Genomic DNA, 24,325 nt, shown 5'->3' with positions numbered 1-24,325 from the left:
CGGCTTCTCACCGGATTCCCCTGTTGGTCGGCCTTCGCACTGTAACAGCCACAATGTCGCGTGGTTGCCCGCGCGCACCCGGCCGTCGGCTGGATCAGCGCGGCGCCCGCCACATCGGCGTCAAGGTGGGTCCGCCGTTGGGCAGTACGATCTCGCCGGTGACCTCGAACCCGAACCGCATGTAGTACGGAACGTTGTCGGGGTTGCTCGACTCCAGGTAGGCCGGCGCGTGTTCGGCGTCGACGCGATCCAGCCGCGATCGCATCAGGGCGTGCCCGAAGCCCCCGCCGCGGACAGTGGGGTCGCTGCCGATCACTGCCAGATACCAGTGCGGCTCCTCGGGGTGATGCTCTTTCATGAGCTCGACCACCCGCTGCCCGCGTCGCAGGTCGCGGCCGAACGCCAACACCATCGTCGGCAACATGCGCAGTTCCTCACCAGGAGTCTGCTTCCATCGACCGGGTCCGTCCCACAACGCTGCCGCACCGATCTCGCCGCCGCGGACGGCCACCTCGGCACCACCGCCGGCAAGGAAATGGTGGCGCGTGATCGCCGAGAACAAGCGAGGCAGCGCCGTGGCCCGGCGGGCGTCGTCGGACAGGATCCACGACATCACCGGGTCGTCGTGGAAGGCCCGGCCCAGGACCGCGGCAAGCCGCTTCACGTCAGACTTGTTCGGGGGACGGACATCGACGGCAGCCACCAAACCACCATCCCACACACGTACCCAGGGGCTGTCAGACAACTTCGACCGCCGGCGGCTTCCAGGTGCCCTCGGTGATGCCCGACTCACCCCAGTAGGCACGGATATAGAGGGAAAACGGTCCGGCGGGCGCGGGCAGCCAGTTCGACTCGGTGTCCGGTCCAGGTGACTTGGCACCGGCGTAGAGGGTCAGCGATCCGTCGGGATTGCGCTTGAGGTTCTTGTTCTTGGTGCCCAGGGAGTAGCGCTTGAGGTCGTTGGGATGGAACAGGTGCTTGTCGTTGTAGAGCGTCAGCGACCAGAAGCCCTTGACAGGCGGTTCCTGACCAGCCGGGAAGGTGACCCTGTACACCTTGTCACCGTGCAGCGGGGCGCCGGTGGCGTCGTTGTCGGTGTAGAAGTACTGCGTCTCGTTGGGCCGGTTGTCGAACATGTTCGATCTGGCGGTACCGGTCCGGTCGAAGTAGTCGATTCCGAATTGCGCGTTGTTGGTCGACCGGTTCCAGCCGTTGCCCGCGGGGCGTCCGTTGTGTGCCCACTGGAAGAACGGCCCGATGACTTCGCGCTCCGTGCTCACCGCACTCTCGACGAGAACCTTCTTGATGTTGGGCTTCTGGTCGGCCGAGTCCAGCAGCGCCCGGAATTGTGCGTAGAGCGCTTCCTCGCCGGGCAGCGGACTCACCTCATCGAGGATCGACCCGAATTCGTCGAAGAACTTCTCGGGCACAACCCATTTCGTCTCCCCCGCCCCGCCATCGGCGGGCGGCCCGGGGATCGCGCCAAGCTTCGCCCACTCGGTGCTCTTCATCTTGCCGTCGAAGTCACTGAGCGGATAGATGTCGATTTGGTTGATGACCGCCTGGATCGCGGTGTGATCCTCGGGGGTGTCGTCCATGAAGACCCGAGGTATCGCGTTGGCCAACGAAGTAGAGCTCCTGATCACCGCTTCGACACCGTCAGGTTTTTCGCCCTTCCAGTCCGGCCCGGCCAGGAGATAGAAACCTGGCTTGGTGCCATACGGTTTACCGAGCTCCCCGAACTGATCCGTGCGGGCGTCGTACAGCGCGTACACCCAGAACCGGTCGCCGAAATCCGGCACTTGGGCGATCACCGGCTGGTCATCGAGGGAGAAGTACGCCAGTCCGTACACCACATCCTGATTCGGGCAGGTCACGAAGGTCTCGGCCGGGTCGATGTAGTTGGACAGCATGGCGAGTCGGCCCTGCGGCGCGGCGGGCAGGACGCCGTTGAGCAGGCCGGGGTGCGGAGCCTGGGTGATCTTGGCGCGCCGGTTGAGCATGTTGACCATTGGCCAGCCCCAGACATAGGCGAACTGCGCGATCGTCTGGACATATCCCGGGAACATCCCGACGCCGGAGGCGGGCTGGGTGATGTCCGCGGCGCCGGGCGGCGAATTCGGCGCGGCCGAAGGCTTGCCGTCGGGTTCCTGCGTTTCTGAGCCGTTTGAGGCCTTCTCGGTCGAGCACGCGGCCATCGCCGTGGCGACACCGGCAGCAGCTGCCGCAAGGCCCGCCGTCCGCAGCGCGCCACGCCGAGTCAGTGGCATATCCATTTTGCTGCAATTCCTTTCCCTGTTTTGTTCAGGTCTTGCGAGCCAAGGCCACCACGACGATAGCCGCAAAGCCGCGCCTGCAACGGGACATTCGGATCAGGTGAACACGGGTGTTCTCCCACCCCTTTCGGGCGGTATGAGCGAAAGTCATTGCGCCTATCCAGAATTGTGGGATTGCATTGGAGCAGGCCCATACGATGAGGATCACGGCGCCTGAGTTGCGATCGTGGGCATGCGCACGCGAGGAAGGATCACAGACCGAGATGACAGACTCCGACCGCTTCAAGGCCATCGCCGATGTCGCTTTCGAAGGTGGCTATCCGACCACCGATGCCGCGCAATCACTGACCGAGGAGCTGTATTTCCAACGCGCGGTGCAGACGTATCTCTGGGCACTGCCGGCAGTGAACATGTACGCGATGAAGAAGGGCCTCGGCGCAGTTGCCGGGACCGGATACAACGTGATGTCCGTCTACGAGAAGCGACTCAAACCCAACACGGTCATCACCACCCCCAACTCCGACGTCATCTACTGCATTGGTTTCGCCGACCTGAGTGAGACAGGTCCCCTGGTGCTGGAGGCACCGCCCAAGATTCAAGGATTGCTCGACGATTTCTGGCACCGCCCGCTCGCCGGCCCGAGGATCGGTGACGTCCAATACCTCGGCGATATCGGTATTCCCGGCCCCGACAAGGGCCAAGGCGGCAAGTATCTCGTCGTACCGTCAGGGCAGGAGGTCGGCTTACTCGGCATCGACCCGAACGAGTACTTCATCTATGACTGCCCCACCAACAGGGTGTTCATCTTCCAGCGGGGTTTCTTCCAGTCGGTCGACGACTTGTCGCCGGGGGTGCAATCGGTCGAGGGACTCGTCGTCCGTCCCCTCAACGGGCCGGCCATCCCGATGAAGTTCCAGCACGTCTCCGACCTTCCGGCCAATGCCCTGTTCGCACATGACGCCGGCTACTTCGACATCCTGAATGAGCTGATCCAAAACGAACGCGTCGATTCGGTGGATCCCTACATGCACGGTTCACTCGCCGCGCTGGGTATCGCGAAAGGTCGCCCGTTCGCCCCGACCGACCGTCAGCGCCAGCTACTCGGTCTGGGCGCTCAGACCGCGTGGAAGATGGCAAAGAACATCGCAGCCCACTTCGACCAGGAACAGAACGCTCTGTGGTGGCAGGACCGCCGTTGGGTGGCACACGCCAAGACCGAACTCGACGACTTCTGGCACACCCTGCTCGACGAGCAGTGGCGCGACCGCACCACCGGCCACACCGACGTCAACGCCAAGGCCCACATGTTCATCAACGCCTACTCGATCAGCAGCGGCATGATGTCCTCGATCGTCGGCATGGGCGCCAAGTACGGCGCCGCCTACAAGGACAGCAACGGCGAGTACCTACGGGGCGAGAACACCTACACCATCGACCTGCCCGCCGACCCGCCGGCCAACATCCTGTGGTCTGTAACGGTCTACGACGCCGATACCGCGGCCGGTGTCGACGCCCCGGGCCAGGTGTATCCGTCTCTGAACTCGATGAATGATCTCGAGTTCAACGACGACGGGTCAGTCACCTTCTACATCGGACCCAACCCACCGGAGGGCGCCAAGAACTGGCTCAAGACCGTTCCCGGCCGCGGCTGGTTCAGCCTGATCCGGTGGTACGGCCCGAAGCAGGAATTCTTCGAGCACAAGTACAAGCCCGGTGATTTCGTCAAGGTCTAGTGCACTGGTGGAACGCCAAACCGGTTCTGCACCAGAGATTCTCGCTCAGCGGCCTTGCGTGATGTAGGCCTGCAGTTGTTCCTGCTCGGCCTCGAGTTCTTCCATCCTGGTCTTGACGATGTCGCCGATGCTGACGATGCCGGCCAGCCGTCCTTCGTCGAGCACCGGGATGTGTCGCACCCGGTTCTCGGTCATCAGCGCGCTCAGGTGATCCACGGTGTCACGCGGCGTACAGGTCGCCACCACCGTGGTCATGATCTCGGACACCGGCTGCGCCAGCAGGCTGCTGCCCCGCTCGTGCAGCTTGCGCACCACATCACGCTCCGAGACGATGCCGGCCAGGCCGTCGGGACCCATCACCACCATCGCGCCGATGTTCAGCTCGGTCAGCCCGGCCAACAGCTCCGTCACCGTGGTCTCCGGCGAAATCGTCACCACCGCCGTGCCCTTGTTTTTCAGCACGTCCGCGATTCGCATCGGCAGCCTCCGATCGTGATCCACCTCACACCAGGCTAGGTCGGCGGTCGCCGCGAGGAAAGGGGCCACGCCTAGCAGCAGCCAGGAATCCGATTCCGCGTATCCGTCGCGGGAACGGAGTAGGAATGGGGCCATGATCGAGGTCACGCTGCTCGGCACTGGTAGCCCGATCCCGGACCCGCAGCGGGCCGGACCGTCCACCCTGGTGCGCGCGAGCGATCAGATGTTTCTCATCGACTGCGGCCGCGGGGTGCTGCAGCGGCTGGCCGCGGCCGGGTCGGGCGCCAACCAACTCAGTGCACTCCTGCTGACCCACCTGCACAGCGATCACATCGCCGACCTGGGCGACGTGATCATCACCCGCTGGGTGAGCACGTTCACCCCGGATGCACCTGCCTTGCCGATCATCGGTCCGCCGGGGACCGCCGACGTGGTCGACGCGACGCTGCGCGCCTTCGGACACGACATCGGTTACCGCATCGCCCACCACGCCGATCTCACCGGTCCGCCACGGGTGGAGGTTCACGAATACACCGACGGCCCGGTATGGGACCGCGGCGGTGTGCAGATCCGGGTGGCGCCCACCGATCACCGGCCGGTGACGCCGACGATCGCGTTCCGGATCGAACACAGCGGGGCCTCGGTGGTGGCCGCCGGCGACACCGTGCCCTGCCCCAGCCTCGATGCGCTGGCCGACGGAGCGGGGGCGTTGGTACACACGGCGATTCGTAAGGATCTGATCGATCTGCTTCCGCAGCAACGGATCCGCGACATCTGCGACTACCACTCTTCGGTGCAGGAGGCGGCGGCCACGGCCACCCGCGCAGGCGTCGGAATTCTGATTCTGACCCACTACGTGCCCGGGATCGCCGCCGGTACCGAGGAGGACTGGCGCGCGTTGGCCGCCTCGGTGTTCGACCGCCAGATCGAGCTGGGTGACGACCTGCACCGGGTCGAGGTTCATCCCGGGGTGTGCACCCGATCGCGCAGCTGATCGGCCGCCGCGGCAGCGACGGCGAGATCCGCAGGGGTCCAAGGGCGGCCGCGGATGATCAGTACGACATGCTGGATCCCGATGTTGGCCAACGCGTGGCACCGCTCCACGAGCGCGTCCGGTGGCTCGCCGTCGTGAAGCGCCGCGGTCACGGTGCGCTCGATCTCTCCGGCCGACCGTCCGACATCAGCGCAGTGCCGATCCAGAACGTCGAGCTGTCTGCGGATCGCGGTGCCGCCGTCGGGGACGTCGAACAAGTTGCAGGCGTCCCCGTACTGCGCGACGAGCCGCAGCGTACGCCGCTCACCGGTGCCGCCGATCAGCACCGGAGGATGCGGCGCGGTGACCGGGCGAGGACTACCGATGGGCTGCTGCACTGTCAGATACCGCCCCAGAAACGGAGTTTCGTCACCCCGCCACATCTGGTGGGCCAGTTGCAACAGCTCGGCCATCCGCTCGAATCGTTCCGCGGTGCCGGGCAGGAACAAACCCATCGCGCTCGCTTCGGCCGCGTTGTAGCCCGCACCGAGCCCGAGCCAGGCACGGCCGTCGGTGAGGACGTCGAGCGTCGTGACAGCTTTGATCAGCAACGCGGGCGCGCGGAAGGTGGCCGCGGTCACCATGGTGCCCAACCGGATTCGGCCCGTCGCCGCGGCGAGATACCCGAGCGCGGTGTAGGCCTCCAGCATCGGTTCGTCGAGGGCACTGGCGGGATCGGCCTGAACGAGGTGATCGGGCACCCACAGGGTGTCGACGGCGGTGCCGTCGAGAAAGCGTGCCAGCGAGGCCAACCGCTGGTGAATCGGCTCGCGCCACGAATAGTTCGTGACGCTGACACTGAGCTTCATGACCGGTTCCTGGCGGCCCGGCGCGCCGGCAGGAGGGCGCCGGCGACGATGAGCCAGACGAGACCGGTGAACCGAGCGATCGGCAGGATCACCGCCGATTCCGGCCAGATCAACACGCACGTGGCCAGTTCGGCCAGTGCGGCGATCGCCAGGCCGGCCCAAGCCACCGGTCGCGACAACAGCCCGAGGATCAGGCCCGGCACCGCGATCCCGGCGAGCAGCAACCCGAGCGCGACGATGTGCCCGACACCTCCGGTGAGGAACACCAGGTAGTACAACGCCCGGATCAGACCGTCGTCGACAACCACCTCAGCCCGAGACATCGTCCAGCAGATCAACCCGGACAGCGCCAGCGATCCGGCCGCCAGAATGCCGCCGGCCAGGGCGATCGTCGCGCCGGGCGCCGTCACCCCGAGCTGGCGCAGCCGAGTACTGACGGTCGCGGCGTAGATCGCCAGCGGCACCGAGGCGGCGAACGTGCCCACGGCGGCGGCCTGTACCGCCGAGTGCTGGTCCCGGATATATGCGAGCACCGCGGCCCCCTGGCCGTACGGCAACGGCATCACTCCGCCGAGGGCAACCCCGACGGCCAGCCCGACCAGCAGCAACGTCAGGGATACCGCTGCCACCGGGGCCAGCGGTGGCCCACCCTGTCTTCCGGGCGACCGGTCGCTGCCAATTCGATCTACGATTGAATCGTTCATGGTTTGAACGATATGCCCGGTCGCCACCGAACTCAACCTCCTGAATGTTTTGGATTTTGAACGATTTCTCCGTGATACGGTTTGACCGTGGAGAACGGACGGCCCGATACCGTGGCATTTCTGCTGGCACAGCTCGGCCACCGGGCCGCGACGCAGTTCGCCGAACAGATGGCGACACTCGAGCTCACTCCGCCGCATGCCGGAATCATGCGTGCCATCGGAGCGCAACCCGGGCTCAGCCAGCAGTCCCTGAGCACTCAGCTGAGTCTGTTGCCGAGCCGCGTCGTCAGTTATGTCGACGACCTGGAGGACCGCGGCTACGTCGAGCGCCGCCGCAACCCCGACGACCGCCGCCTGCACGCGTTGTTTCTCAGCACGGCAGGCAAGAAGACGCTACGCCGCATCGGCGAGCTGGCGCGCCGGCACGATGACGGCATGACCGCCGGCCTCGACGCCAAACAGCGCGACGAGCTCCGCACCCTGCTGGAGAAGCTCGCCGACCACCAGGGGCTGACACCGCACGTGCATCCCGGCTTCCGCAACCTCGGGCGCACCGCCGGCCGCGTCAAGCCAGCCGGGTGACCTCCACGACCACGTCGAGATCGGTTGATCCCTCGCCCGAGTAGATCCCCTTGAGCGGGGCCACATCCGAGTAGTCCCGGCCCACGCCGACACTGACGTACTGCTCGGTGATCTCGCTGTCGTTGGTCGGATCGTAGTGCCACCAGCCACCGGCCCAGGCCTGAATCCAGGCGTGGCTCTGCCCGTCGATCGTGTCCCCCACCATCGCCTCGCGCGTCGGATGCAGGTAGCCCGACACGTACCGGGCCGGAATCCCCATGGACCGCAACATGATCAGCGAGAGATGGGCGAAATCCTGGCACACGCCCTTGCCCTCACGCAGGGCGTCCAGGCCGGACGAGTGGACCCCGGTGGTCCCCGGCACATAGTCGAGTTCGCTGCGCACCCACTGCGCCACGGCCATCACCGCCTCGAACGGATCGTGTTCCTTGGCGATCCGCTGCCCGACCCGTGCGATGCGCCTGCTGCGCGGGGTGTAGTGCGTCGGGCCGAGCACCTCGTCGAACCGGTCGATCACGGCCTCCGAGCGCAAATCATCCCAACTCGCCAGCTCCTCAGGCTTTTCGGCGACCTCGGTCTCAACCACCGAGGACCCCGAGACCTCCAACTCGGTGTGCGGGGCATGCAGGTCGAACGCCGTCACCGCGGTGCCCCAGTAGTCGACGTACCGATAGGACCTGGTGGCCGGGATGGTCTCGACCCGGTTCAGGATCACGTTCTGACGCGAGTCGGAACGCGGTGTCAGCCGGGCCTCGTTGAAGGACGCGGTCACCGCCGACTTGTAGGCGTAACCCGTGGAGTGCACCACCCGCAGTCGCCACATCTAGACCTCGCCCTCCTCGATCACAACCACGTCGCCGTGCCCGGCATCCGTCCAGGCCACCCACGGCGCGGAGTGGAAGTACTGCAGCGACAATGCTTCTCCCACATCACGGCAAGTTTTCTGCAGCGCGGCCAGCCGGGCATCCAGGGATTCGAGCAGCGCACCGGGCTGCAGGAACTCCAACTCGCTGCGGGCCCGGCCGAGCAACCGCTGCGCCTCGGCCGTCGCCCCCAGCCGGCTGTGCGGCCGGTTGAGCAACTCGTCGAGGCTGTGTTCGGCCAACCGCAGCGAGTAGAAGATCGACCGCGGGAAAAGCCGGTCCAGCAACATGAACTCGACCACGCGGCCGGCGTCGAGCGCACCGCGGTAAGTCCGCAGGTAGGTGTCGTGGGCACCGGCCGAGCGCAACAGCGTGACCCAGGCCGGCGACGACCCGCTGTCCCCCACCCGCGACAGCAGCAGGCGGACCGTCATGTCGACGCGCTCGATCGCGCGACCCAGCACCATGAACCGGTAACCGTCGTCGCGGCTCAACGTTGAATCGGCCAGCCCGGCGAACATCGCAGCGCGCCCCTCCACATACGACAGAAACTCGTGGGGACCAAGACGTTTGGCCGCACGCTCCCGCTCGGCCAAGGCGTTGTACGTGGTGTTGAGGCACTCCCAGATCTCCGTGGAGGTGACCTCACGGGCGCCGCGGGCGTTCTCGCGCGCCGACGAGATCGAGTCGACGATCGAATTCCCGCCGCTGTCACGGCTGAACGCCACGATGTCGGTCAGCGACCACACGTCCAGGGGCTTCGCGGGCGGCTCGATCCCGAGCACCCGCAGCAGTGTGCGGGAGGCGACGTCCGGGTCGACGCTGGAGTCCTCCAGCAACTGATGCACCGTGACATCGAGGATGCGTGCGGTGTCGTCGGCCCGTTCCACATAGCGTCCGATCCAATACAGCGACTCGGCGTTGCGCGCCAGCATCTACTCCACCCCCTATTGCTGTTGTTGGGACGACGAACCATCAGCGGCACCATTGCCTTTGGGCCCCTTGGCGGACCTGGGCAGCGACCGCACCACCTCGGCGGCGGCCAGCTCACGGTCGGCCACCGACGTCCTCGACGCCAGCACCCAGGTGTCCTTCGAACCGCCACCCTGGCTGGAGTTGACCACCAGGGACCCTTCCGGCAGTGCCACCCGGGTCAGCCCACCGGGCAACACCCAGACGTTGTTGCCGTCGTTGACCGCGAACGGACGCAGGTCCACGTGCCTCGGCGCCAGCTTGTTGCCGATCTGGGTCGGCACGGTGGACAACTGCATCACCGGCTGAGCGATCCAGCCGCGCGGGTCGGCCCGGATCTTCTTGGCGATAGCCGCCAGCTCCTTCTCCGAGGCGTCCGGGCCGAAGACGATGCCGTAACCGCCCGAGCCCTCGACCGGCTTGATGACGAGTTCGTGGATTCGGTCGAGCACCTCCTCACGTTCGGTGTCCAACCAACAGCGGTAGGTGTCGACGTTGGCCAGGATCGGCTTCTCGCCCAGGTAGTACTCGATGATGGTCGGCACATAGGTGTAGACGAGCTTGTCGTCACCGACCCCGTTGCCCACCGCGCTGGAGATCACCACGTTGCCCGCGCGCGCGGCGTTGAGCAGTCCGGCCACCCCGAGCACCGAGTCGGGGCGGAACTGCATCGGGTCCAGGAACGCGTCGTCGATGCGGCGGTAGATGACGTCCACCTGCCGCTCCCCTTCGGTGGTGCGCATGTACACGGCGTTGTCGCGGCAGAACAGGTCGCGACCCTCGACCAGCTCGACGCCCATCTGCCGGGCCAGAAGCGAGTGCTCGAAGTAGGCCGAGTTGTAGACCCCGGGCGTGAGCACCACGACGGTGGGGTCGGCGACATTCGTAGGTGCCGCGTTGCGCAGCGCGCGCAGCAGGTGCGAGGAGTAGTCGCCGACGGCACGTACCCGATGGGTGGCGAACAGGTTGGGGAAGACGCGCGCCATGGTGCGCCGGTTCTCCATCACATACGACACCCCTGACGGCGATCGCAGGTTGTCCTCGAGCACCCGGAAGTCACCCTTGTCGTCGCGGATCAGGTCGATGCCGGCGACGTGGATGCGTACCCCGTTGGGCGGGACGATGCCCGCGGCTTCGCGGTGGAAGTGCTCGCACGAGGTCACCAGCCGGCGCGGGATCACGCCGTCCCGGAGGATCTCCTGCTCGCCGTAGATGTCGTCGAGGTACATCTCCAGCGCCTTGACCCGCTGGGTGATGCCGCGCTCCAGCCGGGACCATTCGGCCGCCGAGATCACCCGAGGCACCAGATCGAGCGGGAACGGCCGCTCCTGGCCGGACAGCGAGAACGTGATGCCCTGATCGATGAACGCCCGTCCCAGCGCGTCCGAGCGCGAGCGCAGCTCGGAGGCATCCGACGGAGCAAGCTCGGCGAAGATGCCCTTGTACGGACCGCGGACGTTGCCGGCGGCGTCGAACATCTCGTCGAACGCCTCCGAGTACCGGCCCAGCCGGTTGTACCCGTCGAAGATGCCCTGATGTTTGACGCGTCGCGCCGACGCGGCACGTTGGCCGGCCGGCCTGGACCCGTTCGACTCGGCTCCTTGGGTACGGACAGTTCGCAGGCTCACCCCCCTCATGCTGCCGCACCCGGCCAGGTTTCGCCGGGTCAATGGCCAGCCCGTTTCGGCAGGCCAAAGCCCGGTTGAGGTGGTATTGGGGTCGAAAAACGGGGCACGGACGCCCGACGTTTCCGCTGCACCGCTTTGGGAGTTCAAGCGTCTCGCTGGTACCCTGAACAGTCGCTGCCCGCAGTGCGGGTGTGCGCACCCAGACTTCGGTAACCCCAGCTAGAGAATTACGAAGGAATTTTTACGTGGCCAACATCAAGTCGCAGGAAAAGCGCATCCTCACCAACGAGCGTCGTCGGCTGCGTAACCAGTCCGTGAAGTCGTCGCTGCGTACGGCTGTGCGTAGCTTCCGCGAGGCCGTCGACGCAGGCGAGAAGGACAAGGCCGCCGAGTTGCTGGTGTCGACCAGCCGCAAGCTCGACAAGGCCGCCAGCAAGGGCGTCATCCACGCCAACCAGGCCGCCAACAAGAAGTCGGCTCTGGCCCTGGCGCTGAACAAGCTCTGAGTCTTCGTTAGTTTTCCCGGTTCACCGGGTGGCGAGTTCCGCCACCCGGCGTACCGCTGTTTCAAGGGCGTAGTCGGCATCCGCCGCTGCGCCCTTTACGTCTGCGTTGAGGGCGGCGACCACCCGCATGGCCTCGGCCACCGAGTCGCGCGACCATCGGCGCGCCTGCTTCTGCGCCTTCTGCACCCGCCAGGGCGGCATCCCCAGCTCACCGGCCAACCGGTAGGGATCACCTGACAGCGGACCCACGCGGGCGATGGTGTGCACCGCCTCGGCCAGCGCATCGGCCAACACCACCTGCGGCTCACCGGCCAGCATCGCCCACCGCAACGCCTCAGCCGCACCCGCGACATCGCCGGTGACCGCCTTGTCCGCGATGTCGAAGCCCTTCACCTCGGCCTTGCCGCTGTGATAGCGGCGTACCGCGACAGCGTCGACCTGCCCGGCGGTGTCGGCCACCAGCTGTGAGCACACCGCAGCCAGCTCCCGGATGTTCGATCCGACCGCGTCGAGCACCGCGTTCACGGTGTCGTCGGACACCTTGACCCGCAGTGCGCGGAACTCGGCACGCACGAAATCCGCACGCTCGGCCGGCTTGGTGATCTTGGCACACGGATGAATTTGTGCACCAAGCTTTTTCAGCTGATCGGCCAGAGCCTTGGCCCGCCCACCGCCGGAGTGGATGACGACCAGCACAGTGCCCGGTGGCAGATCGGCCGCCGCCGAGGCGATCAAGGCCACGGCGTCCTTACCCGCCTCGGCGGCGGCCTCCAGGACCACCATGCGTTCCTCGGCGAACAGCGACGGGCTCAGCAGCTCGGCGAGCTCGCTGGTGCTGACCTCGCCGGCCCGCATCCGGTCCACCGGGACGTCATCGGAACCGGCCTGCCGGCGCAGTGCCCGCAGCACCGCCCCGACCGCTCGTTCGACCAGCAGTTCCTCATCGCCCAGAACCAGGTGCAGACCGTCGATCTGTTCACTCACACCGATGATCGTGTCACGCCGACCCGACAGCTCCGACCACGTGGCCCGCCAGCACCCAGGCCAGCAAGCCGAACACCGAGACGGCCAGTCCGCGACGCACCCAGCGCAGCCGCCACAGCACCGTCAACGCCACGCCACCCAGGGCGACCGACACCACACCGGCCAGCCCCGAGGGCGACGGCAGCGCGGCCGCGGGCAGCTCCGAGGCCCACCGTGCCACCGACAACAGCCACCACAGCTCGGGCCCGGTGAACCGGATCAGCAGCTGTGCCCCGCCCGGCGCGATCCCCGCACACACCGCGGCCGCCGTGCCGAGGATGGTGATCGGCGGAATTACCCCAGCCACTGCGAGATTGGCGGCCACCGCCACCAGGCTGACGGTGCCCGAGATCCCGGCCACCAGCGGGGCGGTGACCAGCTGAGCCACCACCGCGACGCTGACGGCGGCCGCCACCGGGCGCGGCCACCCGCGGTCCTGCAGCCGGCCCGCCCACACCGGCGCGAGGACGACGATGCCGGCGGTGGCGCACACCGACAACGCGAACCCGGCATCGACCGCGAGTTCGGGCGCGGCGATCATCAACGCGATCACGCTGGCGGCCAGTGCGGGCACCGCCTGCCGCCGCCGGTGGGTCAACACCGCCAGTAACGTCACCGCGCCCATCACCGCGGCCCGCAGCACGCTCGCCGAGGGCTGCACCACGATGACGAAGCCGACCAGTCCGGCGCCGGCCAGCAACACCGCCACCCGCGGCCCGACCAGCACGGCGCTCAGCAACAGCGCGCCACACACGATCGTCACGTTCGCACCCGACACCGCGGTCAGATGCGTCAGCCCCGCGGTGCGAAACTGCGCGGTGGTCGTGCCGGTGACCGCCGAGGTGTCACCGAGCACCAGGGCAGGCAGCATGGCCGCCTGGTCCGCGGGCAGCACCGCACGCGCCGCGTCGGCGAAGCGCGAACGGATCTGCGCCGCAACCCGTTGCACCGCCGAGGCCTCCCCCAGCGACGGCTGACCCGACGCCGCCAACACGGCCACACTCAGATCGTTGCGGTCCGGGCGGTTCACGGTGACGCGAAAGCGCACCGGCGTCCCGGGACCGGCCCGACCGAAAGCGGCCGGCGCGAACACCAGCACCCGGCCCGACATCGGGACCCGATCGACCTCACGCAACGTGGCGCGGAACATCAACCGGCCACCATTGATCGGCCGCGGGGTCTCGCCGGGCACCACCACTACCGTCGCGGCGTTGCCGTAGAACCGACCGATCGGATGATGTTCGACCTGATGCACCCGTAGTCCGACCGCCATCGCGAACCCGGCGGCCACCGCCGCGACGGCCAGCACCGCGGCCGCGACCGGACGGTGGTCCGCCACGTCAGGCACGGCACCCCATCGCGCGGCCAGCCAGGTCACCCCGACGGCGCCGAGGCCCACCATCACCGCGGCACCGGGGTGCCAAACGATCCCCGCCGCCGACACCGACCACGCAGTCAGGGCCGCGGGAACGATTCGTAGATCCAGGGACTGCCCCTCGGCCCACGCATCGCCGATCGGGCCGGCACCACCGCCCCCGCCCTGACGGTCACGCCCGGACCAGCTCACGCAGCTTCTCCAGCCGCGCCGGCCCGATCCCGTCGACGTCACCGAGCTGGTCGACACTGTCGAACCGGCCGTGCGCATCCCGCCACGCCACGATCGCCGCGGCGGTCACCGGGCCGACACCGGGCAACGTGTCGAGGTCCTCGACGGTCGCGGTGTTGAGGTCCATCGGTCCCGACGCTGCGCCGGGCTTGGCTTTCGAGGAGCCGGTCTGCGGGGCTCCACTCGACGGCGAAGCCGGCGCAGCACCGGCGACCGAACTGCCCATGGTCGCCGGTTGGCCTGGCGGCGCCTCGATGCCGACCACGATCTGCTCACCGTCACCGACCCGGCGCGCCATGTTCAACCCGATCAGGTCGGCACCGTCGAGCGGTCCGCCGGCGGCTTCCAGCGCGTCGGCGATCCGCGCCCCGGACTGCAGGGTCACCAGACCCGGTTTGTGCACCAGACCGACGACGCTGACCACCACCGGGCCGCCGGGCCCGTCAGCTGACGGAGTCGGGGTGGACGACGAAACCATCTGTACCGGAGGAAGATTCGCCGAAGTGACCGGGGGTGGTTGCTGGCGGATCAGGGCGAAGACGGTAACCAGGATCGCGAGTACGCCGACCCCGGCCAGCGCCAGCGCCCCGGCCCGGCCGGGATCGGCGCGCGCGGCGGCCAGCCATCCCCGGCCGCCTCCCGGCGCGGTTTCCGGCAACCATCGTGACAGCGCGCTCTCGGACGTCGCGTTCTGATCGGGATCGCTTTTTCCCTCGGCTTCGGGGTCGTCCCCGAGGCGGCTGCCACCCAATCGACGGAGCCGCTCCACCGACAATTCGGTACCCATGCCCGCGACGTTAGGTGCGGGACACGACGATTCCCCGCTCCAGAACCGTCGGCGCCGGCGGGCTGTGGATGAATCTCGCGCTGTGGACTACCACCCCACGATCTGGCTAGACGCACTTGAGCGCCAGCCGGGCACAGTTCACGCTTTGGATACGCCGCTTTAACGTTATCGAAGCTTGACCTCGCATACCGATCGTCATTTCCGACGGTCGCAGGTAAACCTCAGAAAGAAATTCATTTGACGTGGACAAAGATGGATCTATGGTAAGCAATATGACTGCCCGGAAGGCTGAGACCCGATGTCCCGCATAGGACGATACCGCTACTTTGGTTCAAACAACGTTCAGAGCAAGGAGCCTGACCTATTGGTCCTTGATCAGAACATCTGTCTACATATCGCGATGTTCTATTTTGGCCAGAACTGCAAGTACCGTCCAGATCTTCACGAGTTGCTGACACGGTTTCCCTATTCTAAGTACTTTTCCCGGACCCATATCAGCAGTGGATGGGGAATCGAAGAGCTCGCATGGAAGAGAACAGGCGAGTTCGATGCGAAGAATACGCGTTATGTGCGATGGGCCACGGATCGCGTCCTCAGCTGGGACCCGGATCGTGTGGCATACGAGTTCGGACATCGCCATCCCCCTGTCGAGCGCGACAAGAAGTGGAGACAAGGCGTTCCGCTACCAGAGAAAGATCGACATCCGCTTTACGCCATCCTCGCGAGCTACGCTCCGATGCTGCGACTGTGCAGTCTTTTCAAAGAAAAGAAGCGCCGCGGAAAAGATGGAGGAGAATGGGCATTCAATCAATATGTCGACTGGATGATGAACGAATTCGGGTATCAGCTCGCGTATGAGAGCGCGCTTGCTGCCTATACGTTGCTAGACAAGAAGAAACAGGCCGAGGCAAGAGGGATATTCCATATTGGCGGCAACGAGACGCCCGATGAGTTGGCCGACAAAGCGTGGGCCGCGGCCTGGGATATGCAGTATGCCCGGCTAGTAGATATGGGACCGATGGGCTTGATGGGATTCATGGATCGGAAGTTCAGGAATATTGCCGTGGCGACGGAGGATTCAGACCCTCATGATTCGAAGATGCGCGCACAACTGATAGAGACGATCCGTAATTGTGCGGTCTACCTCATGCCATCTGGGGTGAAGATCCCTGAAAGCGAGTTCGGTTCCGACCTGGGTTACGGGGTGAGCTTTCTCCGGCGCACCACACCACGCAAGGCTGGTTGCGATCCGCTCGCGGCACTAGACTCTCTGGAACGTTCGATGGGGGTTCAGCGAAGAACGTTGACGGCGTTTCGTGAGTATCCCGGGGAGGATTCTTCTCCCGCATTCCTTGCGCGGCTAGCACAGATCGATGAGCGGCCAACGACGAGTTGATGGTCTCGCGGCAGTAACAAGTCTCGCGGCAGTAACAACAGGACAGCACGGCCACGCGCACAGCCGTCTACACCGGCGGGCTGTGGATGAATCTCGCGCTGTGGACTACTACCCGACGACCTGGGTGGAGGACTGAGGCGTGGCGCGTTCCAGATAGCGCAGCAGCTCCACCGGGAACGGCAGCACCAGGGTGGAGTTTTTCTCCGCGGCCACTTCGACGACGGTCTCCAGCAGCCGCAACTGCAGGGCGGCCGGGTCGGCGGCCATCACATCGGCGGCCGCGGCGAGCTTTTCGGACGCCTGCAGTTCGCCGTCGGCGGTGATGACCCGGGCCCGCCGTTCCCGCTCTGCCTCGGCCTGACGCGCGATGGACCGCTTCATCGAATCCGGCAGCACGACGTCTTTGATCTCGACGCGGTCGATGTGGATTCCCCAGCCCACGGCCGGGTTGTCGATGAGCAGTTCGAGGCCCTGATTGAGGTGCTCCCGGTTCGACAGCAGGTCGTCGAGATTGCTCTTGCCGATGATCGACCGCAGCGAGGTCTGCGCCACCTGACCGATCGCCGACATGTAGTCCTGGACGTCGACCACGGCCCGCACCGGGTCGAGCACCCTGAAATAGATCACCGCATCGACCCGCACGGTGACGTTGTCGCGGGTGATGCCGTCCTGCGCCGGTACCGGCATCGTGATGATCTGCATGTTGACCTTCTGCAGCCGGTCCGCGACGGGGATGAGCATCGTCAGGCCGGGTTGCCTGACGTGGTCGCGGACCCGGCCGAACCGGAATACCACGCCTCGTTCGTACTGTCTGACGACGCGGATGTTGCTCATACCGAGCCAGATCAGGGCGACGCCGCCGGCACCCACCGACGCGAGCAGGTAGAGCATGTCCATGATCTGACCTCGATTCATGGCTTCGCCGGGGCGAGCGTGCCCCGTAATTCGATTGTGCGACTCCGGTGTGCCTGCCGCCACGAGGGACCGGTGCCGGTGGTGAACAACTCACCGATAGTGTCTAGAGTCCAGCGCAGGGCTCAGCGAGGAGGCGATATGACCACAGCGGACAAGCCGATCCGGGTCATCCAATGGACCACCGGAAACATCGGACGACGCTCGCTGCACGCGATCATCGCCCGTGACGACATGGAACTGGTGGGCGTGTATGCGTACGGCGCCGAGAAGGTCGGAGTGGACGCCGCCGAGCTGGCCGGCTGGCCCGAACCGACCGGTATCAAGGCCACCAACGACATCGACGAACTGATCGCGCTCAAGCCCGACGCGTGCTGCTACAACCCGATCTGGCCCAGCGTCGACGAACTGGTTCGCCTGCTGGAATCCGGTGTCAACGTGTGTTCCACCGCCGCCTGGATCACCGGCGGCAAGCAGACCCCCGAAGACCTGGCACGTATCCAGAAGGCATGCGAGGCAGGTAATTCCACGATCTTCGGCAGCGGCGCGCACCCCGGGCTGACCAACATGATGGGCATGGTGCTGTCCAGCGCGTGCGAGAGCGTCGACGAAATCCGGATCACCGAGTCGGTCGACTGCGGCGTCTACGAATCGGCGGGAACCATGGCCGCGATGGGCTTCGGCAAGGACCCGGAGACACCCGGACTGGCCGAGAGTGTCCGTCTCGAGAGCGAGGTGTTCGCCGAGTCGGCGGCGATGATGGCCGACGCCATCGGAGCCAAGCTCGACAAGATCACTTTCGACGTCACGTTCACCCCCGCCACCGATGATTCCGATCTGGGTTTCATGCAGATCCCCAAGGGCACCGTGGCCAGCGTGTACGGCTACCACCGCGGCTGGGTGGGCGACAAGAACGTGGTCAGCGTCGGATTCAACTGGATCATGGGCAACCACGTCACTCCTCCGAAGCCGGTGGCGCACGGTCACGTGATCCAGGTGTTCGGCGTGCCCAACATGCGCACCGTCGTGTACTGCCTGCCGTCGAAGGATTGGAGCGAGGTCAGCCTCAACGGGCTCGGCATGATCTACACCGCGCTGCCGGTCACCAACGCGGTGCCCGCCGTGGTGGCCGCCGCACCCGGAATTCTCACGCTCAAGGATCTGCCGCCGATCACCGGACGGTTCGCCGGCTAGTTCAGCACTACCTCTGCGTCGCTTTCTACCTGTCGGCCGCGCTCGCCGCCGAGACACAAGTCTGAGGTAGAAAGCGGCGTCGGCGAGCAGCGAACCCGCTATGCGTCTTCCACGGTGATGCACGCACCGACCGCACCGCCGCCGACGTGCACCGCGAGCACCGCACCCATGTCGGTCACCGACAGGGAACGCAGGTTCGGCAGCCGGTCGGTGAGCGCCGCGGCGATCTCGTCGGCCCCGTCCGGGTTGTCGACGTGGTGCACGACCACATGCACGGCCCGGTCCCCCGCCGCATCGGCGATCTGATCGACAAGTGCCGCATGTGCTTTCGATATCGTCCGGATGCGTTGTGAGAGCACCAGCCGGCCGTCGACGTCGAGACGCAGCAGCGGTTTGAGAGACAGGGCGGTGCCCAGCCACGACGCCGCCGCACCGATGCGGCCACTGCGCCGCAGGTTGTCGAGCCGGTGCACGACGATGAACGCCTGCCCGCGCGGTATCGCGGCCCGGGCGGCCGCCTCGACGGCGTCCAGCGAATCTCCCCGGCGGGCCGCCTCGGCGGCGGCAAGGGCCACGAAGCCCACCCCCATCGCTGCCGCACGGGAGTTCACCACCCGCACGGCCTGTCCGATCTCGCGGGCCACGGACGCAGCCGTGCTGTAGGTACTGGAGAGGGCGGCCGAGATATGCACTGCGACAACGCCGTCGCCGCCGCTGTCGGCCAGCGCCTGCCGGTAGGTCTCGGCGAGGTCGGCCGGCGACGCGCCCGAGGTGGTCACCCGGGGCCGATCGTGAATGGCCGGAGGCACCGGATCGACACCATCGCGCCAGTCATTGCCATCGTCGAGGATGTGCAACGGCACCAGCCGAATTCCCCACTGCTCGCACAACTCGGGCCCCAACCGCGCCGTCGAGTCGGTCACCACCATGACCGCCATCGTCAGTCGGTGGAATCCAGTTGTGGCACACCGGCATCGGCCAGGCCCTTGAGCATGAGCTCGGCCACCGCCCGGTGAGCGTCGAAGTTCCAGTGGATGCCGTCGGGGTTGCCCCGTCCGCTGAGCACCTCGTCGGCCACCGCGGCTTTGAGGTCCACCAGCGGCACATCATGTTCCTGGGCCCAGGCCGTGATCGCCGTGACCGTGGGCTCACGCCCGTGGTGGGCCTTGCCGTAGGTGTCGGCGATGTGCACCGACGGCAAAGAGGCCACCACCGGAATGCCCGGGCGGTTGAAATCGATGGCGTTGCGCGTCATCTCTAGGTATTCGACCGTCAGATGCGGGGGCAGTGCCGATCTGGCGATCGGCGACAACCGCGGCTGCACCCAGCCGTAGCCGTCCCGCGCCCACCGGCGCAGCCAGGCCGGACGCACATACCGGATCAACTCGCGCAGCGCCGTCGGCAGCGGCGAGGGCAGCGAATCCATGCCGCTGGTGGCGAAGATGACCGCACCGGCCCGCGGCAAGGCCGCCCAGGACCGCGGATCCTGGGTGGCGGCCCACCAGACGTCGCGGGTGGTCCAACCGATCCGGCCGATGAGCTCGACATCCCAACCCAGTTGCTGGGCCACGATATTGGGCCAGATGCGTGGATCGTCGGATGGCAGACCGCCGGTCGGGCCGAAATAGGAGAGCGAGTCGCAGAACACCAGCAGGGTGCGACGCGGTTCGGTGGGCGGGTGGTCAGAGGACATCGTTGGCCACCTGCGCCGACGCATTCCAGACATCGAGCCGCCAGCGGATGGAGTCGAAATCGTCTTCCGCGGATTCCGGCGAATGTCCGGACAGCTGAACCCAACTGGCGTTGCCCATGCCGCCGAGCACCGGCCAGTTGTCCACCGGCAGACCGAGCAGGCCGGCCGTGAGCGCCGCGATCAGCCCACCGTGGGCCACCAGCACGACAGGGCGGTCCGAGCCATCCAGGCCCCACTCCGGTTGTCCGGCAACAAGTTCGGCAACCACCGGAACGCTGCGGTCGGCCACGTCGACACGACTCTCACCGCCGTGCGGGGCCCACCGGGCGTCCTCACGCCAGGCCACCCGTGCGCCCGGTGCCATCGTGTCCACTTCCAGGTGGGTCAGCCCCTGCCAGTCCCCCAGATGCGTCTCCCGCAACCGCTTGTCCACCTGCACCGCGATCCCGGCACGGTCACCGAGCGTCACCGCGGTGTCGAGGGCACGCTTGAGGTCCGAGGACACGATCAGCAGCGGCTGACGCTTGGCCAGCACCTCGGCGGCCGCGGCGGCCTGGTCACGTCCGAGGTCGGACAGCTCGGTGTCCAGCTGCCCCTGCATCCGGCTGCCCGCGTTGTACTCGGTCTGGCCGTGCCGCAACAGCACGAGCCGACGGACCTTCATCGCGCCCTCATTCCGGCAACTCGGAGTCCGCCGGCTTGTCCAGCTCGACCGGAATCGTCGGGCAATCCCGCCACAACCGCTCCAGCGCGTAGAACTCCCGCTCGTCCTGGTGCTGGATGTGCACCACGATGTCGACGTAATCGAGCAGCGTCCAGCGTCCCTCGCGGGTCCCTTCGCGGCGCGCCGGCTTGTACCCGGCCAGCCGCATCTTCTCCTCGACCTCGTCGACGATCGCGTTGACCTGTCGCTCGTTGGAGGCTGATGCGATCACGAAGCAGTCGGTGATCACCAACTGGCCCGACACGTCGATGACCACCACATCGTCGGCCAGCTTGGCCGCGGCCGCCTGGGCGGCCACGGTCGCCATCGCGACGGCCTCGTCGGTCGCGCTCATCGAACCGGCTCCATGATGTGTTCACCCTTCCCATCTGCGGAGTACAACCCGCGTTTGGCCACGTACTGCACCACACCGTCCGGCACCAGGTACCAGATCGGCCGGCCTTCGGCGGCCCGCTTTCGGCAGTCACTGGACGAGATCGCCAGCGCGGGCACCTCGACCAACGTCAATGTGTCCGGCGGCAGCTCACGCAGCGCCGCCTCGATATGTTCACCGTCCAACTCGTAGCCCGGCCGGCTGACGCCGACAAACCTCGCCATGGAGAACAGATCCTCCCAGTTCTGCCAGGACAGGATCGAGGCCAGGGCGTCGGCGCCGGTGATGAAGTACAGGTCGGTGTCGGTGTCGGCATTGAGATCACGCAGGTCACGCAAGGTGTCCTTGGTGTAGGTCGCACCGCCTCGATCGATGTCGACGCGGCTGACCGAGAAACGCGGGTTGGACGCGGTGGCGATCACCGTCATCAGATACCGGTCCTCCGCCGCGCTGACCCGCCGATCGTGCTTCTGCCACGGCTGACCGGTCGGGACGAACACCACCTCGTCGAGCTCGAACAGGTCGGCGACCTCACTGGCGGCGACCAAGTGCCCGTTGTGGACGGGATCGAACGTCCCGCCCATCACACCCAGCCTGCGCCGTCTTGCCACAAAGAGGCAGCTTACGGGAGCGTTGACCAGGGCCCGGCACCCACGCGACGAGCGAGCTCAGACGGGCAGCAACCCGTCGATCACCGAGGCCAGCTGTTTGGCCGAGCGGCACTCGTGCATCGGGATGGTTTCGAGGTACTTCGGCGCCGCGGAATCCCCGCTGCCCCACAGGTGCTTGGGCTCCGGGTTGAGCCAGTGCGCATGCCGGCTGGCCGACACCATGTGCGCGAGCAGCGCCGTCTCGGGGTTGCGGTAGTTGTTCCGGCCGTCGCCCAGCACCAGCAGCGAGCTGCGGGGAGACAGCACGTTGGGGTACTTGTCCAGGAACGATACGAAGGCGTGCCCGTAGTCGGAATGCCCGTCGCGCGTGTAGACGCCGGCCTCGCGGGTGATGCGCTGCACCGCCACCGCCAGATCGGCCTCCGGGCCGAACATGTCGGTGACCTCGTCGGTGGTGTCGATGAAGGCGAAGACGCGCACCCTGCTGAACTGCTGGCGCAGCGCCGAGACGAGCATCAGGGTGAAGTGGCTGAACCCGGCCACCGACCCCGACACATCGCAGAGGACGACGAGCTCGGGACGGGCCGGATGCGGCTTCTTGAGCACCACGTCGATGGGCACACCACCGGTCGACATCGACTTGCGCAGCGTCTTGCGCAGATCGATCTCGCCGGAGCGGGATCGCCGGCGCCGAGCAGCCAGCCGGGTCGCCAACGTGCGGGCCAGCGGCTGCACGGTCTTGCGCATCTGACGCAGCTGCTCACCGGAGGCACGCAGGAACTCGACGTTCTCGGCCAGTTGCGGCACCCCGTACATCTGCACGTGGTCGCGGCCCAGCTGTTCGGCGGTGCGCCGCTTGGTCTCGGACTCGACCATCTTGCGCAACTGGGAGATGCGCTGGGCGGCCAGGGCCTTGGCGATCTCCTCCTGGGTCGGCGTGGGCTCCTCACCGTAGGGAGCGAGCAGTCCGGCCAGCAGCCGGCCCTCAAGATCGTCGAGGCTCATGGCCTTGAGCGCCTGATACGACGAGTACGACGGGCCACGGCTGGAGTTGTAGCGGCCGTAGGCCTCGACGATCCGCGCGATCATCGCCGCCATCCGGTCGTCGAGGTTGGCCAGGTCCTCGTTGTCGGCCAGCATCTGCACCAGCGCGTCGCGCATCGCCTCGATGTCTTCGGGCGGCAGCTGGGGCCGGTTTTCCGCGTCCTCGGCGCTGTCTTCGTCATCCGAGAGCACGGTGCGCGCACCGAGCGCCTCGGGGAAGAACAGGTCGAACATCGCGTCGTAGGTCTCGCGGTGGTCGGGACGGCGCAGCACCGCGCACGCGATGCCCTCGCGCAAGGCGTCACGATCACCCAACCCCAGCACGGTGATCACCCGGCCGGCGTCAACCGTTTCCGACGGACCGACCGAGATTCCCTGCCCGCGCAGGGCTTCGACGAACTCGACGAGGTGCCCGGGCAGGCCGTGCGGGGCCAGCGGCTGGGGCGGTCGAACCCGGCGGGGCACCATCAGTTCAGCTTCAGTTCGCCCGCAGCCCGTTGCTGGTCGGACTGATGTTTGAGCACCACACCGAGCGTGGCGGCGATCATCTCGTCGTCGATGGTGTCCAGGCCCAGGGCCAGCACCGTGCGGCCCCAGTCGATGGTCTCGGCGACCGACGGCAGCTTCTTGAGTTGCATGCCGCGGAGCACGCCGATGATGCGGACCAGCTCTCCTGCGATGTGCTCGGGCAGCTCGGGCACCCGGGACAGCAGGATGCGGCGCTCCAGATCCGGGTCCGGGAAGTCGATGTGCAGGAACAGGCAACGACGCTTGAGCGCCTCGGAGAGCTCACGGGTCGCGTTGGATGTCAGCAGCACGAACGGCGGCCGCTCGGCGGTGATGGTGCCGAGCTCCGGGACGGTGACCGCGAAGTCGGAGAGCACCTCCAGCAGCAGGCCCTCGATCTCGATGTCGGCCTTGTCGGTCTCGTCGACCAGCAGCACGGTCGGGTCCGTCCGCTTGATCGCGGTCAGCAGCGGACGGGTCAGCAGGAACTCCTCGCTGAAGACGTCCATCTTCGTCTGGTCCCAGTCCCCGCCCTGACTTTGACCGGCCTGGATCCGCAGGATCTGCTTGGCGTGATTCCACTCGTAGAGCGCACGGGCCTCGTCGACGCCCTCGTAGCACTGCAACCGCACCAGCTCCGAGCCCGTGGTCGCCGCCACCGCGCGCGCCAGCTCGGTCTTGCCGACACCCGCGGGCCCCTCCACGAGCAACGGCTTACCGAGCCGGTCGGCGAGGAAAACCGCCGTCGCGGTGGCGGTGTCGGGCAGGTATCCGGTCTCCGCGAGGCGCCGCGCGACATCGTCGATGTCGGCGAACAACGGTGCGGGGCGAGCGGGCACGCTCATGTGGTCTCCTGGTCTTCTGTCTGGTCG

The 24,325-nt window shown here is 66.7% G+C and carries 25 protein-coding genes; 6 read left to right on the top strand and 19 right to left on the bottom strand.

The features are described 5' to 3' along the window. Positions 1-94 precede the first annotated feature (94 nt). Entirely contained in the window at positions 95-703 is a 609-nt protein-coding gene (locus G6N57_RS16995; RefSeq protein ID WP_077742032.1) for a GNAT family N-acetyltransferase, read from the bottom strand. Between the two features lie 34 nt (positions 704-737). Next, a complete protein-coding gene (locus G6N57_RS16990) occupies positions 738-2,270 on the bottom strand; it encodes a DUF1254 domain-containing protein (RefSeq protein WP_234815693.1) in 1,533 nt (510 codons plus the stop codon). 269 nt (positions 2,271-2,539) lie between these two features. Between G6N57_RS16990 and G6N57_RS16985 the strand changes: the two genes are divergently transcribed. Continuing rightward, the gene (locus G6N57_RS16985) at positions 2,540-4,009 is read left to right on the top strand and encodes a DUF1254 domain-containing protein (RefSeq protein WP_162563960.1); all 1,470 of its coding nucleotides are present in this window, start codon (positions 2,540-2,542) and stop codon (positions 4,007-4,009) included. Between the two features lie 45 nt (positions 4,010-4,054). Here the strand turns inward: G6N57_RS16985 and G6N57_RS16980 are convergent, their stop codons facing one another. Continuing rightward, positions 4,055-4,486, bottom strand: a complete 432-nt coding sequence (locus tag G6N57_RS16980; protein ID WP_036450962.1) for a CBS domain-containing protein — start codon at positions 4,484-4,486, stop codon at positions 4,055-4,057. Between the two features lie 133 nt (positions 4,487-4,619). On the opposite strand from G6N57_RS16980, the gene G6N57_RS16975 reads away from it, so the two are divergent. After that, on the top strand, positions 4,620-5,480 hold the full coding sequence (locus tag G6N57_RS16975; protein ID WP_077741344.1) for a ribonuclease Z: 861 nt from the start codon (positions 4,620-4,622) through the stop codon (positions 5,478-5,480). On the opposite strand, the gene G6N57_RS16970 is transcribed toward G6N57_RS16975, so the two are convergent. Together G6N57_RS16970 and G6N57_RS16965 are read right to left on the bottom strand one after the other, a co-directional pair. Continuing rightward, the gene (locus G6N57_RS16970) at positions 5,447-6,328 is read right to left on the bottom strand and encodes a TIGR03560 family F420-dependent LLM class oxidoreductase (RefSeq protein WP_077741345.1); all 882 of its coding nucleotides are present in this window, start codon (positions 6,326-6,328) and stop codon (positions 5,447-5,449) included. The genes G6N57_RS16975 and G6N57_RS16970 overlap by 34 nt on opposite strands. Continuing rightward, complete coding sequence (locus G6N57_RS16965; protein ID WP_174814489.1) at positions 6,325-7,032, bottom strand: hypothetical protein; 708 nt, start codon at positions 7,030-7,032, stop codon at positions 6,325-6,327. The genes G6N57_RS16970 and G6N57_RS16965 overlap by 4 nt, the downstream gene beginning before the upstream one ends. An 87-nt stretch (positions 7,033-7,119) precedes the next feature. Between G6N57_RS16965 and G6N57_RS16960 the strand changes: the two genes are divergently transcribed. Further along, entirely contained in the window at positions 7,120-7,614 is a 495-nt protein-coding gene (locus G6N57_RS16960) for a MarR family winged helix-turn-helix transcriptional regulator (protein WP_077742035.1), read from the top strand. Here the strand turns inward: G6N57_RS16960 and G6N57_RS16955 are convergent. The 3 genes from G6N57_RS16955 to G6N57_RS16945 are packed head-to-tail and all read right to left on the bottom strand — an operon-like array spanning position 7,598 to position 11,086. Further along, positions 7,598-8,437, bottom strand: a complete 840-nt coding sequence (locus G6N57_RS16955) for a transglutaminase family protein (RefSeq protein WP_077741346.1) — start codon at positions 8,435-8,437, stop codon at positions 7,598-7,600. The two genes, G6N57_RS16960 and G6N57_RS16955, sit on opposite strands and share 17 nt — an antisense overlap. Next, the gene (locus G6N57_RS16950) at positions 8,438-9,412 is read right to left on the bottom strand and encodes an alpha-E domain-containing protein (RefSeq protein ID WP_077741347.1); all 975 of its coding nucleotides are present in this window, start codon (positions 9,410-9,412) and stop codon (positions 8,438-8,440) included. A 12-nt stretch (positions 9,413-9,424) separates the two neighbouring features. Further along, positions 9,425-11,086: a circularly permuted type 2 ATP-grasp protein gene (locus tag G6N57_RS16945; RefSeq protein ID WP_407665938.1), complete on the bottom strand. Its 1,662-nt coding sequence runs from the start codon at positions 11,084-11,086 to the stop codon at positions 9,425-9,427. A gap of 236 nt (positions 11,087-11,322) precedes the next feature. Between G6N57_RS16945 and rpsT the strand changes: the two genes are divergently transcribed. Next, positions 11,323-11,583, top strand: coding sequence for a 30S ribosomal protein S20 (gene rpsT, locus G6N57_RS16940; protein ID WP_029109700.1), 261 nt, complete (start codon positions 11,323-11,325; stop codon positions 11,581-11,583). A gap of 21 nt (positions 11,584-11,604) precedes the next feature. Here the strand turns inward: rpsT and holA are convergent, their stop codons facing one another. Genes holA through G6N57_RS16925 form a run of 3 tightly spaced genes read right to left on the bottom strand, consistent with a single transcriptional unit; the run spans position 11,605 to position 14,999 of the window. Next, a complete protein-coding gene (holA, locus tag G6N57_RS16935; RefSeq protein WP_077741348.1) occupies positions 11,605-12,567 on the bottom strand; it encodes a DNA polymerase III subunit delta in 963 nt (320 codons plus the stop codon). A gap of 13 nt (positions 12,568-12,580) precedes the next feature. Beyond that, positions 12,581-14,122, bottom strand: coding sequence for a ComEC/Rec2 family competence protein (locus G6N57_RS16930; RefSeq protein ID WP_234815700.1), 1,542 nt, complete (start codon positions 14,120-14,122; stop codon positions 12,581-12,583). A gap of 31 nt (positions 14,123-14,153) precedes the next feature. Further along, entirely contained in the window at positions 14,154-14,999 is an 846-nt protein-coding gene (locus G6N57_RS16925) for a ComEA family DNA-binding protein (RefSeq protein WP_097926059.1), read from the bottom strand. A gap of 364 nt (positions 15,000-15,363) precedes the next feature. Here G6N57_RS16925 and G6N57_RS16920 point away from each other — a divergent pair, with 364 nt between their 5' ends. After that, positions 15,364-16,395, top strand: coding sequence for a hypothetical protein (locus G6N57_RS16920; protein WP_162563961.1), 1,032 nt, complete (start codon positions 15,364-15,366; stop codon positions 16,393-16,395). A gap of 108 nt (positions 16,396-16,503) precedes the next feature. Here the strand turns inward: G6N57_RS16920 and G6N57_RS16915 are convergent, their stop codons facing one another. After that, complete coding sequence (locus tag G6N57_RS16915) at positions 16,504-17,292, bottom strand: SPFH domain-containing protein (protein WP_077742037.1); 789 nt, start codon at positions 17,290-17,292, stop codon at positions 16,504-16,506. A 156-nt stretch (positions 17,293-17,448) separates the two neighbouring features. Here G6N57_RS16915 and G6N57_RS16910 point away from each other — a divergent pair, with 156 nt between their 5' ends. Next, the gene (locus G6N57_RS16910) at positions 17,449-18,501 is read left to right on the top strand and encodes an NAD(P)H-dependent amine dehydrogenase family protein (RefSeq protein ID WP_077741350.1); all 1,053 of its coding nucleotides are present in this window, start codon (positions 17,449-17,451) and stop codon (positions 18,499-18,501) included. Positions 18,502-18,599: 98 nt separating this feature from the next. Here the strand turns inward: G6N57_RS16910 and G6N57_RS16905 are convergent, their stop codons facing one another. From G6N57_RS16905 to G6N57_RS16875, 7 genes are read right to left on the bottom strand one after another with little or no spacing between them, the layout of a single operon-like run. Then, positions 18,600-19,439 carry a DegV family protein gene (locus tag G6N57_RS16905; RefSeq protein WP_077741351.1) on the bottom strand — a complete coding sequence of 280 codons (840 nt, stop codon included), beginning with the start codon at positions 19,437-19,439 and terminating at the stop codon, positions 18,600-18,602. A gap of 2 nt (positions 19,440-19,441) precedes the next feature. Further along, positions 19,442-20,194, bottom strand: a complete 753-nt coding sequence (octT, locus tag G6N57_RS16900) for a diglucosylglycerate octanoyltransferase (protein ID WP_077741352.1) — start codon at positions 20,192-20,194, stop codon at positions 19,442-19,444. Next, complete coding sequence (gene gpgP / locus G6N57_RS16895; protein WP_077741353.1) at positions 20,184-20,858, bottom strand: glucosyl-3-phosphoglycerate phosphatase; 675 nt, start codon at positions 20,856-20,858, stop codon at positions 20,184-20,186. The genes octT and gpgP overlap by 11 nt, the downstream gene beginning before the upstream one ends. Positions 20,859-20,865: 7 nt before the next feature. Then, positions 20,866-21,252, bottom strand: coding sequence for a ribosome silencing factor (gene rsfS / locus G6N57_RS16890; RefSeq protein WP_036449118.1), 387 nt, complete (start codon positions 21,250-21,252; stop codon positions 20,866-20,868). Further along, entirely contained in the window at positions 21,249-21,902 is a 654-nt protein-coding gene (gene nadD / locus G6N57_RS16885) for a nicotinate-nucleotide adenylyltransferase (protein ID WP_077741354.1), read from the bottom strand. The genes rsfS and nadD overlap by 4 nt, the downstream gene beginning before the upstream one ends. 57 nt (positions 21,903-21,959) lie before the next feature. Next, on the bottom strand, positions 21,960-23,414 hold the full coding sequence (locus G6N57_RS16880) for a vWA domain-containing protein (protein WP_077741355.1): 1,455 nt from the start codon (positions 23,412-23,414) through the stop codon (positions 21,960-21,962). Beyond that, positions 23,414-24,298, bottom strand: coding sequence for an AAA family ATPase (locus tag G6N57_RS16875; RefSeq protein ID WP_077741356.1), 885 nt, complete (start codon positions 24,296-24,298; stop codon positions 23,414-23,416). Before G6N57_RS16875 ends, G6N57_RS16880 begins: the two co-directional genes overlap by 1 nt. Positions 24,299-24,325: the final 27 nt, after the last annotated feature.

It is taken from the genome of Mycolicibacterium boenickei, from assembly GCF_010731295.1.
In the GTDB taxonomy this organism is placed as follows: Bacteria; Actinomycetota; Actinomycetes; order Mycobacteriales; family Mycobacteriaceae; genus Mycobacterium; species Mycobacterium boenickei.
The sequence above is the reverse complement of the archived record's forward strand: the minus strand, read 5'-3'. Positions and strand labels throughout refer to the sequence as shown.